The following is a 12,430-nucleotide window of genomic DNA, read 5'->3' as shown; positions in this document are numbered from 1 at the left end:
ATCACCGGCCCGGACGTGGTCAAGGCCGTCACCGGTGAGGAGATCAGCCAGAACGGGCTCGGCGGCGCGGACGTGCACGCGGAGACCAGCGGCGTGGCGCACTTCGCCTACGACGACGAGGAGACCTGCATCGCCGAGGTCCGCTACCTCCTCTCCCTCCTCCCGCAGAACAACCGCGAGAACCCGCCGCGGGCGGAGAGCACGGACCCGGTGGACCGCCGTTCGGACGTGCTGCTGGACCTGGTCCCGGCGGACGGCAACCGCCCGTACGACATGGCCAAGGTCATCGAGGAGATCGTCGACGACGGCGAGTACCTGGAGGTCCACGAGCGCTGGGCCCGCAACATCATCTGCGCCCTGGCCCGCCTCGACGGTCAGGTCGTCGGCATCATCGCCAACCAGCCGCAGGTCCTGGCCGGCGTCCTCGACATCGAGGCCAGCGAAAAAGCTGCACGCTTCGTCCAGATGTGTGACGCTTTTAACATTCCGATCGTCACTTTCCTGGACGTCCCCGGTTTCCTTCCGGGTGTGGACCAGGAGCACGGCGGGATCATCCGGCACGGTGCGAAGCTGCTGTACGCGTACTGCAACGCCACGGTGCCGCGGATCTCGCTGATCCTCAGGAAGGCGTACGGAGGTGCCTACATCGTCATGGACAGCCAGTCGATCGGCGCGGACCTCACCTACGCCTGGCCGACGAACGAGATCGCCGTGATGGGCGCCGAGGGCGCCGCCAACGTGATCTTCCGCCGTCAGATCGCCGACGCCGAGGACCCCGACGCCATGCGGCAGAAGATGGTCAAGGAGTACAAGGCCGAGCTGATGCACCCCTACTACGCGGCCGAGCGCGGACTGGTCGACGACGTCATCGACCCCGCCGAAACCCGCGAGGTGCTCGTCCGGTCCCTGGCGATGCTGCAGACCAAGCACGCCGACCTGCCCTCCCGCAAGCACGGCAACCCCCCGCAGTGACCCGAGGAGCCCCTCCCATGACAACGCCCGACATCCGTGTCGAGAAGGGCCACGCCGAGCCCGAGGAAGTCGCCGCCCTCACCGCACTCCTGCTGGCCCGCGCGGCGGCCCGACCCGCCGAGGTCGCCCCGGCCCACGGTGGCGGCCGCGTCCGCGCCGGCTGGCGCCGCCTGGAACGCGAACCGGGCTTCCGCGCCCCGCACAGCTGGCGCTGAGCCGAACCCCGTACATGTCAGAGGCCCCTCCGCTCCGGAGGGGCCTCTGACATGTACGGGTTGCTTCCGCTCGACGGCTCGACGGCTCGGCGCCGGGCCGGGCGTCACACCGCTGGGGAGCGGGGCGGTGACGATATGCCGCTCCGCCGCCTGCCCGCGCCCGGCGGCACGACAGCCCCCGGCGGCCCGGCGGCCCGGTGGCCGCAGGCCGCGCGGCTAGCGCAGGCGCGCCATCAGGGCGTGCTCCACGAGCGTGATGAGCGTCGACTTCGCGTCGGCGCGGTGCCGGGCGTCGGTCGTGATGATCGGGGTGTCCGGCCCGATCTGCAGGGCCTCGCGGACCTCGTCCGGGTTGTACGGCTGCTGGCCGTCGAAGCCGTTCAGGGCGATGACGAACGGCAGGCCCGAGTTCTCGAAGTAGTCGACGGCGGGGAAGCAGTCGGCGAGCCTCCGCGTGTCGACCAGGACGACCGCGCCGATGGCGCCGCGCACCAGGTCGTCCCACATGAACCAGAAGCGGTCCTGGCCGGGCGTACCGAAGAGGTACAGGATCAGGTCCTGGTCGAGGGTGATGCGGCCGAAGTCCATGGCGACCGTGGTGGTCGTCTTGTCCCCGGTGTGGGTGAGGTCGTCGATGCCCGCCGACGCGGATGTCATCACGGCCTCGGTGCGCAGCGGGTTGATCTCCGAGACGGCGCCGACGAACGTGGTCTTGCCCACGCCGAAGCCGCCAGCCACCACGATCTTCGCGGACGTGGTGGAGCGGGAAGGCCCTCCGCTAGAGCTTGCGAAGTCCACTGAGCACCCTTTCGAGCAGTGTCACGTCTGGCTGGCCGCCGGCGTTCTCGTCGCCGCCGGGCTGATGGATGGCGACCAGGCCCGCCTCCGCCAAGTCGGCGACGAGGATCCTGGCCACGCCGAGAGGGATCGTCAGGAGGGCCGAGATCTCGGCCACCGACTTGATCTCCCGGCAGAGGTGGCAGATCCGCTGATGCTCGGGCAGCTGGCCCTGCATCTGGTGCGGCTGCGCGGTGGTGTGCACCAGCGCCTCGATGGCGAGCTGGTACCGGGGCCTGGTGCGACCGCCCGTCATGGCGTACGGGCGCACCAGGGGGTTGTTCGACGCCCCGGCGGGCGCCGGCTCAGGGGTGCGGCGCTGCGGCTGCACAGGCTGGACGCGCGGAGCGTGCGGCTGGTCGTACGGCGAAGGGCCGGGGCCCTGCGGGACGTACGGCTGCCGGTGGTTCGGGGTGGAGGGGTAGCCGTATCCGTTCGTCGAGCCGTCGTGCGGGCCCTGACCAGGGCCGTACGACCAGTTGCCCGCTGACGGACCACCTGGGGGTGTTGCCACTTTTTCCTCCTCCGACCGTGCCTGGCATCCATCGCTGTGGAGCCGCGTCCCGAAACTTTACGGCCACGGGACGCCAAAACGCACCGTCTGTCCTTTAGTTGAGAAGGCTCCCCTGGAGCTCGGCCCGCAGATCGGGCGTCAGGACCGTGCCCGCACGGTCCACCAGGAGGGCCATCTCGTACCCAATGAGACCGATGTCCGCTTCCGGGTGTGCGAGAACCGCGAGGGACGAACCGTCGGAGATGGACATGATGAAGAGGAATCCCCGCTCCATCTCCACAACCGTCTGGTTCACGCTGCCGCCCTCGAAGATGCGCGAGGCACCCGCGGTCAGCGAGGTCAGACCGGAGGCGACGGCCGCGAGCTGGTCGGCGCGGTCGCGCGGAAACCCTTCGGACATCGCCAGAAGGAGTCCGTCGGCGGAGACCACCACCGTGTGGGACACCCCCGGGGTGTTGTCCACGAAGTTGGTGATCAACCAGTTCAGGTTCTGTGCCGCCTGGCTCATCGGGCTCACACTAACGCTCCTGGTTGTAGGTGCTGTCAGGACCACGGTGTTCCTTACCTGTGTCCTGGCCGTTCGTTTCACTGCCTGCGTTGCGGCCTCGCTCGACGCCGCGCCGCAGGTTGCTCAGCCTGCCCCGGACGTCCTCCGGAGCGCGGGAGACCTGGGGGCCTCCCTGGGGGGTGGTTTCGGCGGCGCCCTCGACCAGGTTGGCCTTGGGGACCCGCCGCGGCAGGCCCGAGGACGTCACCCCGCCCGCCTTGGGCTTGCGCAGCTGTGAGGCCTGCTGCCACCGGTCGTCGTTGGCCGACCGCCAGTCGCCGTCCCCGCCGGCCGCCGGCGCGGAGGCCGACGCCTCCTGGTCCATGCGCCGCGCGTCGCCCGCGCCGCTCGCGGTGGATCCGCGGCGGGGAAGACCGGCGTCGGTCAGCTCGTGGGCGGCGGAGGGGGCCGGACCCGGACGGTCGAAGCCTACGCCGTCCGCCTCGTTCACGTCAGCGGCCTGCGAGGATTCCGCCTCCGGAGCACCCGTGGGGTACTGGTCCGGATAACCGTTCTGGTAGCCGTCCTGGTTCTGGTAGCCGTCCTGCTGGGGCCAGTCGTCCTGGTGGCGGCGCTGTTCGAACGCGGGGTAGGTCTCCTGGGCGCCGGCGCCCGCCGGCTGGTGCCCGTTGTGGCCCGGCTCCGCGTAGGAGGGGTCCGGGAAGCCGCCGTTGGCCGAGTAGCCGTCGCCCTGCGGCAGGTTGCCGTTCGGCGCGTAGTACTGCTCGTCGTACGACGTCTGCCGCGGTTCCTGATAGGCCTGCTGCTGATCGGCGTAGGCCGACGGCTGGTCGTAGGCGCCGGTCGGCTGTTCCTGGTAGCCGCCCTGGTCGTGGACCGGCTGCTGCCCGGTGAACTGGTCCTGGAAGCCGGGCGCCCCAGCGGTCCCGGGGCCGCCGGGGCCCGCCGGACCGGACGGTTCGGGCTGTGCCTGGGCCTCCAGGGCCGCGCGGCGCTCCTCACGCATCAGCGAGCGGCCGACCGGGTCGAGACCACGGACGTCGTCGGGGGCCTCGGCGTACCGGCTGTCGTCGAAGCCCAGCTCGGCGGCGGTGCGCATCGGCTGGCCGACCTGGCCGAAGGCCTCGCCCTGGACGTTCTGCTCCGGGATGATCTGCGAGACGGTGAACTCGTCGCGCTGCTGCTGCTCGCCGCCGCCACCATGGGTGATGGCGTCCGGCAGCATGACCAGCGAGGTGGTGCCCGCCTGCTCGCCGGAGGGGCGCAGCTGGACGCGGATGCCGTGCCGGTCCGACAGCCGGCCGACCACGAACAGGCCCATGCGCTGCGAGATGGCGGCGTCCACGGTCGGCGGGTTGGCCAGCTTGTGGTTGATGTCCGCGAAGTCCTCGGCGGTCAGGCCGATGCCCTTGTCGTGGATCTCCACCATCAGGCGGCCGTCGGGGAGTCGGGTCGCGGTGACGCGGACCTTGGTCTGGGGCGAGGAGAACGTGGTGGCGTTCTCGAGGAGCTCCGCGAGCAGGTGCACGAGGTCGGTCACGGCCCGGCCGTGGATCTCGGCCTCCGGGACGCCGGAGAGCTCGATGCGCTCGTACTGCTCCACCTCGGAGGAGGCGGCGCGCAGCACGTCCACCAGCGGGACCGGCTGGTCCCAGCGGCGGCCGGGCTCCTCGCCGGCGAGGACGAGGAGGTTCTCGCCGTTGCGGCGCATACGGGTCGCGAGGTGGTCCAGCCGGAAGAGGCTCTCCAGCTGGTCGGGGTCGGCCTCGTTGTTCTCCAGGTCGGTGATCAGGCTCAGCTGGCCCTCGATCAGCGACTGGTTGCGGCGCGAGAGGTTGGTGAAGATCGCGTTGATGTTGCCCCGCAGCAGGGCCTGCTCGGAGGCGAGCCGGACGGCCTCGCGGTGCACCTGGTCGAAGGCGCGGGCGACCTCGCCGATCTCGTCGGTCGAGGTGATCGGGATCGGCTGGACCCGGGTGTCGACCCGGCCGGGGTCGGTGCGGGAGAGCTGGTCGACCAGCGTCGGCAGGCGCTGCTCGGCGATGCCGAAGGCGGCGTTGCGCAGCTGGCGCATGGAGCGGCTCATCTGGCGGGCCACCATGCCGGCCAGGACGAACGCGGCGAGCAGCGCGACCACGACCGCGGCACCGGTGATGTAGGTGTCCCGCTCGGCGTCGTCGGCGATGGCGGACGCCTCGGCCACCGCCTTGTCGGCGAGGTCCGACTCGATCTTGCCGTAGGCCTCGAACTTGAGGGTGTTGACCGCCCACCAGTTTTCCGGCGTGATGCCCTGCTCGGCCAGCTCGGCCCGCGCACTGGTGTCCGTGGAGTCCAGCTGGGCCAGTTCCGAGACCATCGTGGTGGGGCTCGCCGGCGGTGGCACGTAGTCCGGGTCCTTGGCCTTGGCCTCCTTGGCCATGGCCGCCCCGTCCTCCCGCACCTTCTTCTCGGAGTCCTCCAGCTTCTGAGCGTCCGCCTCGGTACCGCCGCCGATGTACTCCTCGACGGCGACGCGTTCCAGGTAGGCGTACGACGAGAGGGCGACGCGCTGGCTGGCGAGGTGGCTCGGCTCCGGCCCGGGCTTGGCCAGCATGTGCATGCCGATGGAGCGCTCCAGGGAGAGCGCCGCCTTGGTCAGGGAGATGGCGTAGACGGTGCGGCCGTAGGAGGTGATGTTGCCGGTGCCGAGACCGAGCTCGTTGGCGAACTCCATCAGGGGGTGGGCGATCCCGGTGTAGCCCTCCTCCGTCTCCACGCCCTTGAGCTTGGAGGTGTAGGCGGACGCGCGCAGCGTCTGGAGCTTGGGCTCCTGCTCGCGGAACACCTTCATCCGGCGCTCCAGCCCCGGCTTGCCCGGCATGTTCCGCGCTGCCGTGTCGAAGGTGTCGGCCGCGTCGTCGGTGGCCCGGCGGGCCTTGAGGACGGTGGAGTCCTTCTCGCCCTTGCCCTGGAGCAGGGGGGCGGCGGTGACGTCGCGCTCGTTGTAGAGGGCGTTGGCGTAGGTGAGGGAGGCCTGCACGAGGCGCGCGGTGCTCTCGGCGTCCTCGGCGTCCTGCCAGGTGTCGATGGAGCTCTTCACCTGGAAGCCGCCCATGACGAGGCCGACCAGCACGGGTATGAGCAGGATCGCGTTGAGCCGTGTGGTCACCCGCCAGTTGCGCGGGGAGAAGCGGCCACCGCTCGGAGCGGGCGCGGCCGTGGGCTCCGCGACGGGCGCGGGGGCGGGCGCCGCTGTGCGCTGCGGCGGGGTGAAGTTGCCCCGGGCCGATGGCTCGGGACTGTTCTTGCTTCGCCTCACTCGACCAACAACCTCTCGGCGGTCGGCACCTACGTCGTGCCGCTGTGTATCAGAGCCCGGTCCGTCATCGAGTACGCACTACTGCTGAGTACGTCGTGGACCATCGGGCGGTTCTGGCATTCCAGCACGGCGGCCTGCGCTCTTCCAAACAGTGGAACGCGGGGGTTACACGTGATGTAAGCCCCAGATAAAACGGTCATAAAGAGCGAGGGTCGTCAAAACGCGAGGCGATCGTGAGCACAGCGACACCAGATGTGCGCGACGCGTGGCGGCATCACCCGATTCCTCTGCCGAAACGTTATGAACAGCGGAGCCGGCCGTGTCCGACGACACGGCCGACTCCGCTCCGGCCACGGCAACTGCCGTACGGCCCCAGCCGACTTGGACACGACCGACGGGGCGGCTACCTCAGTCGTGCCATCAGCGCGTGTTCGACCAGCGTGATCAGCGCGCTCTTGGCGTCGGCGCGGTGCCGGGCGTCGGTCGTGATGATCGGGGTGTCGGGTCCGATCTGCAGGGCCTCCCGGACCTCGTCGGGGGAGTACGGCTGCTGGCCGTCGAAGCCGTTGAGGGCGACGACGAACGGCAGCCCGCTGTTCTCGAAGTAGTCCACCGCCGGGAAGCAGTCGGCCAGCCGGCGGGTGTCGCACAGCACGACCGCGCCGATGGCACCGCGCACCAGGTCGTCCCACATGAACCAGAAGCGGTCCTGACCCGGTGTGCCGAACAGGTACAGGATCAGGTCCTGGTCGAGCGTGATGCGGCCGAAGTCCATGGCGACCGTGGTGGTCGTCTTGTCCCCGGCGTGTGTGAGGTCGTCGATCCCGGCGCTGGCGGAGGTCATCACGGCCTCGGTGCGCAGCGGGTTGATCTCCGAGACGGCGCCCACGAACGTGGTCTTGCCGACGCCGAAGCCGCCGGCCACCACGATCTTCGCGGAGGTGGTCGCCCGACCCCCGTCAGAGCTTGCGAAGTCCACTGAGCACCCTTTCGAGCAGTGTCACGTCCGGCGCACCGCCGTTGTTCTCGTCGCCGCCGGGCTGGTGAATGGCGACGAGCCCGGCTTCCGCGAGGTCCGCGACGAGGATCCGGGCCACGCCGAGCGGCATCGCCAGCAGGGCCGACACCTCGGCCACCGACTTCACCTCGCGGCACAGGTGGCAGATGCGCTGGTGCTCGGGGAGCAACCCCATGAGTGCTGCGGGGTCGGCCGTCGTACTGATCAGTGCCTCGATGGCGAGCTGATAGCGCGGCCTGGTCCGGCCGCCCGTCATGGCGTACGGACGTACCAGCGGCTGGTCGCCCTCGTCCTCGTACGGCTCCGCGTACGGATCATGAGAGGCGGTGGGCGGGGTCATGAATCCTCCGGGCGGGACAGCAAGTCGGTCAGTCGTGCCGTCTGACGAGGCCGGTGGGGGGATTGTGGCGGCCGGACGGTGATTTGGTAACACGGGTGGTGCCGGGGCCGTTCAGTGGAGCAGACTTCCCTGCAGCTCGGCGCGCAGGTCGGGCGTGAGCACGGCGCCGGCACGGTCGACGAGAAGTGCCATCTCGTAGCCGACGAGGCCGATGTCGCACTCCGGGTGGGCCAGGACGGCCAGGGACGAGCCGTCCGAGACGGACATGAGGAAGAGGAACCCGCGTTCCATCTCCACCACCGTCTGGGCCACGTTGCCGCCCTCGAAGATGCGCGAGGCACCTGCGGTCAGTGAGGTCAGACCGGAGGCGACGGCCGCGAGCTGGTCGGCGCGGTCGCGCGGGAAGCCCTCCGACATCGCCAGAAGGAGTCCGTCGGCGGACACGACGACGGTGTGGGACACCCCTGGGGTGTTGTCCACGAAATTCGTGATCAACCAGTTGAGGTTCTGTGCCGCCTGGCTCATCGGGCTCAACTAACGCTCCTGCTGGTGAGTGGGCCGCGGATAGCTGCCGGTCTGGTTGGTACCGGCCTGACGGCCCTGTGCGATTCCCCGACGGAGATTGGTCAGCCGGCCACGCACGTCGTCGGGCGCACGCGATACCTGCGGACCGTTCTGGTGCGACTGCTGCTGAGCCGTGCCCGGGACGAGGTTGGCCCGGGGCACCCGGCGCGGCAGGCCGGAGGTGGTGACCCCGCCCGCGGCCGGCTGCCGGACGCGCTCAGCCTGCCGGACGAGATCGTCGTTCGGCGAGCTGCGCCAGGCGGAGGTGGCGGGCCGCTGGGGGGCCGCCGGGGTCTGGGGCTGGGTGGCCTGCGGCTCCGGGGCGGCGGGCGGGGCGTCCTCCTGTGCCCTCGCCTCGCGGTCGCCGTGGAACCAGTTGGTCTCCAGCGTGTCGTACAGCGGCGTACGTCCGTCACCGGGGCCGGAGGCCGGGGGCAGGGCCCAGCCGTCGTTCGGCCGCTGCTGCGCTGCGGGCCGAGCCGCGGGCTCCTGGTGGGCGGGGCGCTGCTGCGGGGCGCCGAGGTCGCCGCCCTCCTGCCCGCCGTCTCCCTGCGGGCGCTCGAACTGGCCGGTGACGGCCGGGTCCTGACGGCCCGGCAGGTACTGCTGCCCGGTCGTGCCGTTGTCGTACGCCTGGGGGCTCGCGAACTGGCCGGTCGACGCGGGGTCGTTCAGGGCCGGCGCGGGGGCCGCCTGACCGGGCTGCCCGCCGAAGACGTCCGAACGGACGAAGGACCCGCCGTTGTCCTGCGGTGCCGACGGCTCGGGCTGCTGGAACCGGTCGTTGCGCTGCGCGTCCGTGCTGTTGGGGTGGTACTGGTCCGGGCCGGGCTGCTGGAACTGGTCGTTGCGTCGGCCGTCCGTGCCGTTGGGGGCGTACTGGTCCGGACCGGGCTGGATGAACTGGTCGTTGCGCTGCGCGTCCGTGCCGTTGGGGGCGTACTGGTCCGCACCGGGCTGCTGGAACTGGTCGTTGCGCCGGCCGTCCGCGCCGTTGGGGTGGTACTGGTCCGCACCGGGCTGGGCGAACTGGCCCGTGGCCTGCGAGGCGTCCTGGCGGGGGGCCGGGGCGTCGAAGTCCGGGCGGGCGAACTCCGCCGTCGCGCCGGGACCCTGGGCCTCACCGAGCGCGGGGATCACCGGCATCTCGGCGGTCGAGCCCGGGTCCTGCCGGTCGTCGTAGCGCGGCGTCCGGTCCGTACGGGAGCTGCCCGGCTCCTCATGGCCACGCGGGGTGTCCAGGGAGGCACGCGGCGCGGGCGGCTGCGCGTTCTCGTCGCTCCAGCTGGGCACACGGGGCTGCGGGTTGCCGCCGGGCAGTTCGGCCCGCGGGCCGCCGCGCGGCGGCAGCTGCGGACGACGGCCTCGCTGGGCGTCGCCGTTGTCCCGGCGCTTGCCGCGCTGCGGGGACGAGGGTCCCTGCGGCCGGCTCTGTCCGCCGCCGGCCGGGCCACGCCCGCCACCGAAGATGTCCTGGTCCTGCGGCGCGTTCGCGCCCGCGGCCTGCGGGCCCTGCGAGGCACCGGGCGCCTGACCGGCACCGGCACCCGCGCCGGCCGGGGCGGGACGGCCCTGCTGGACGGGGCCCGCCGGGGACTGGGGCCCGCGCGCGCCGCCCGGCGCACCCGGGCGACCGCCCGCATCGCGCCCGGGCAGTGCGGCCCGCGGTCCCTGACCGGCTCCGAGCCGGCCGCCGCCCGCCGCACCGGCGCCGAGAGCACCGCCACCGCCGCCGAAGGCACCGCCCCCGGCGAGGGCGCCGCCACCCTGGCCACCGCGCCGGGCCGCCGCGACACCCGCGGCGGCCTGCGCCGCGGCCGGGCCGCCGCTGCCCGCGCCCGGCTGACCGGGCTTGGGCTGCGGCTTGCGCCCGCCCTGGGCGACGTCGACGGGCAGCATGACCAGCGCGGTCGTACCACCGGAGTCGGACGGACGCAGCTGGATGCGGATGCCGTGGCGCTGGGAGAGCCGGCCGACCACGAACAGACCCATGCGGCGGGAGACGGAGACGTCCACGGTCGGCGGCGAGGCGAGCCGCTCGTTGATCGCGGCGAGGTCCTCGGGCGAGAGGCCGATGCCGGTGTCGTGGATCTCGATCAGCACCCGGCCGTCGGGCAGCGCGTGACCGGTGACCTTGACCTTGGTCTGCGGGGAGGAGAACGAGGTCGCGTTCTCCAGCAGCTCGGCGAGCAGGTGCACGAGGTCGTTGACCACGCGGCCGGCGACCTCGGTGGTCGGCACGGAGGCCAGCTCGATGCGCTCGTACTGCTCCACCTCGGAGGCGGCGGCACGGAGCACGTCGACCAGCGGAACCGGACGGGTCCAGCGACGGCCGGGCTCCTCACCGGCGAGGACGAGGAGGTTCTCACCGTTACGGCGCATACGCGTGGCGAGGTGGTCGAGCTTGAACAGCGAGGACAGCTGGTCCGGGTCGGCCTCGCGGGACTCCAGTTCGGAGATCAGCGACAGCTGACGCTGGATGAGGCCCTGGGAGCGGCGCGAGAGGTTGGTGAACATCGCGTTGACGTTGCCCCGCAGCAGGGCCTGCTCGGCGGCGAGGCGGACCGCCTCGCGGTGCACGTCGTCGAAGGCCGCGGCCACCCGGCCGATCTCGTCCCGGGAGTGCACACCGACCGACTCCACCGAGGTGTCGACGTCCTGCGGGTCGGTCTCGGACAGCTGCTTGACCAGCTCGGGCAGACGGTCCTGGGCGACCTTGGTCGCGGTCTCCTCCAGGCGGCGCAGCGAGCGGATCATGGACCGGGCGACGACGAAGGCGCCGACCAGCGAGACACCGAGCACGAGCAGGATCACGATACCCGAGATGATCGCCTCGCGCTCCGACTCGTTGCGCAGCTCACGGGCCTGCTGCTCCATGTCCTCCAGCAGCTTGAGCTCGATGTTCTTCATCTGCTGGATCTTGGTGGAGCTCTCGTCCAGCCAGTCCTGGTACGACCGCTTCTTCAGTCCGGCGAGACCGCCCTCCTTGCCGAGGGCGCGGCCCGCGTACTGGTCGGACGTCTCGATGACCGGGTTGCCCTCGGAGATCGGCTTGAGGAGCTCCTCGGCGCCGTCGCCGTAGATGCTGGTGAAGCTGCGGATCTCGGACTTCTGGCTCTGGAGCGCCGACTGGGCGTAGAGCCGGTCGTTCTCCCTCAGGTCGGCCTTGGAGGTGTTGTTCGCGGGGAGTGCCGCCGCCAGGACCGCTCGCTGGATGGAGGCGTACTCCTTGGCCGAGGAGAAGGCCGACAGGGCGCGCGTGCGCTGGATCATGTCGGGGTTGCTGGTCGCCTCCGCCATGTCCTGGGAGAGGTCGAGCAGGTGGGTGATCAGCCGGTGGTAGGCCTCGACCGTCTGGGTGGAGTTCCCCTCGGACTGGTAGGCCGTGCTGCGGATCTTGTTCAGGTCGTTCAGGTCGCTCGCGAGGCCGACGAGGCTGTCACGGACACCGACGAGGTTGCCGTCCTTGCTGGCGGCGTCGATCTCCTCGGAGCTGTCGAGGAAGTTCTTCAGGGCCCGGTTGGTCTTCTCCCGGTCGCCCTTGACGGCGATCTCGCTGGACTTCGAGCCGTGCGCCAGGGGACCGGCGGACTTGTCGCGCTCCTCCTGGAGCGCGGCGGCCAGCTCGGTGGCCTGCTTGGTCATCTCCGTCAGCAGCTTCATGTTGTCGAGCTGCTGGATGTCGTCCAACGACTGGCTGATGCGCATCGCGCCCAGCGAGGTGGCCGCGACCACCGGGAGCGCGAGCAGTGACACCAGACGCGTGGAGATACGCCAGTTGCGCAGGGCAATGCGCGGGCCGGGGCCGGTCGAGCCCTTGGCCGGCTTGGCGGCCGCCTTGTCACCGGGGGCGGGCTTGGCCGCCGCCTGGCCGGGGCGACCAGCGTGGTCGGAGCTGTCGCCCGGCTGGGCCTGGCCCGGGTTCTGGGCGTGCTGGGGCGAGGAGCTGACGGCCTTGTGGCCAGTCCCGCCGTGCTCCGGCTCCGCCGAAGCGCTGCCATCCCTCTTGAAACGTCCCTGCACTAGCGTCGCAACCTCTGGACCAGGCACCCTCCGCGTGAACGGGTGGGCACGGTGTCGGCGTCATAGGGGCGCCCTGAATACGCCCCTGTGGTGGTCGTGAGTGACCGGCGCTGGTTCCCCCTTCTCGCCGTCACTCGGCGC

Annotated in this window: 10 protein-coding genes; 2 read left to right on the top strand and 8 right to left on the bottom strand. The window is 71.3% G+C overall.

Annotated elements, in window-relative coordinates:
• Together KUM32_RS11740 and KUM32_RS11735 are read left to right on the top strand one after the other, a co-directional pair.
• On the top strand, positions 1 to 972 hold a 972-nt coding region (locus tag KUM32_RS11740; protein ID WP_302185133.1), incomplete at its 5' end, for an acyl-CoA carboxylase subunit beta.
• 17 nt (positions 973 to 989) lie between these two features.
• Positions 990 to 1,187 (top strand): acyl-CoA carboxylase epsilon subunit, encoded by a 198-nt coding sequence (locus KUM32_RS11735; RefSeq protein WP_217141786.1) that lies wholly within the window; start codon positions 990 to 992, stop codon positions 1,185 to 1,187.
• 216 nt (positions 1,188 to 1,403) lie between these two features.
• Here KUM32_RS11735 and KUM32_RS11730 read toward each other — a convergent pair whose 3' ends face one another.
• The 8 genes from KUM32_RS11730 to KUM32_RS11695 all read right to left on the bottom strand — a co-directional run bounded on the left by KUM32_RS11730 (position 1,404) and on the right by KUM32_RS11695 (position 12,289).
• The gene (locus KUM32_RS11730; RefSeq protein WP_026243582.1) at positions 1,404 to 1,985 is read right to left on the bottom strand and encodes an ATP/GTP-binding protein; all 582 of its coding nucleotides are present in this window, start codon (positions 1,983 to 1,985) and stop codon (positions 1,404 to 1,406) included.
• On the bottom strand, positions 1,966 to 2,538 hold the full coding sequence (locus KUM32_RS11725; protein ID WP_217141785.1) for a DUF742 domain-containing protein: 573 nt from the start codon (positions 2,536 to 2,538) through the stop codon (positions 1,966 to 1,968). The genes KUM32_RS11730 and KUM32_RS11725 overlap by 20 nt, the downstream gene beginning before the upstream one ends.
• A 94-nt stretch (positions 2,539 to 2,632) precedes the next feature.
• On the bottom strand, positions 2,633 to 3,046 hold the full coding sequence (locus tag KUM32_RS11720) for a roadblock/LC7 domain-containing protein (RefSeq protein WP_004983065.1): 414 nt from the start codon (positions 3,044 to 3,046) through the stop codon (positions 2,633 to 2,635).
• A 10-nt stretch (positions 3,047 to 3,056) separates the two neighbouring features.
• Positions 3,057 to 6,344 carry a nitrate- and nitrite sensing domain-containing protein gene (locus KUM32_RS11715; protein WP_217141784.1) on the bottom strand — a complete coding sequence of 1,096 codons (3,288 nt, stop codon included), beginning with the start codon at positions 6,342 to 6,344 and terminating at the stop codon, positions 3,057 to 3,059.
• A 403-nt stretch (positions 6,345 to 6,747) separates the two neighbouring features.
• Positions 6,748 to 7,323, bottom strand: coding sequence for an ATP/GTP-binding protein (locus KUM32_RS11710; RefSeq protein WP_217141783.1), 576 nt, complete (start codon positions 7,321 to 7,323; stop codon positions 6,748 to 6,750).
• Entirely contained in the window at positions 7,304 to 7,702 is a 399-nt protein-coding gene (locus KUM32_RS11705) for a DUF742 domain-containing protein (protein WP_003973454.1), read from the bottom strand. The genes KUM32_RS11710 and KUM32_RS11705 overlap by 20 nt, the downstream gene beginning before the upstream one ends.
• Before the next feature lie 111 nt (positions 7,703 to 7,813).
• Positions 7,814 to 8,227 carry a roadblock/LC7 domain-containing protein gene (locus tag KUM32_RS11700; protein WP_003973453.1) on the bottom strand — a complete coding sequence of 138 codons (414 nt, stop codon included), beginning with the start codon at positions 8,225 to 8,227 and terminating at the stop codon, positions 7,814 to 7,816.
• A 9-nt stretch (positions 8,228 to 8,236) separates the two neighbouring features.
• Entirely contained in the window at positions 8,237 to 12,289 is a 4,053-nt protein-coding gene (locus tag KUM32_RS11695) for a nitrate- and nitrite sensing domain-containing protein (protein ID WP_217141782.1), read from the bottom strand.
• Positions 12,290 to 12,430: the final 141 nt, after the last annotated feature.

Source organism: Streptomyces sp. AC627_RSS907, assembly GCF_019049165.1.
Note: the sequence above shows the minus strand (reverse complement) of the source record. Positions and strands in the feature narration are given on the sequence as shown.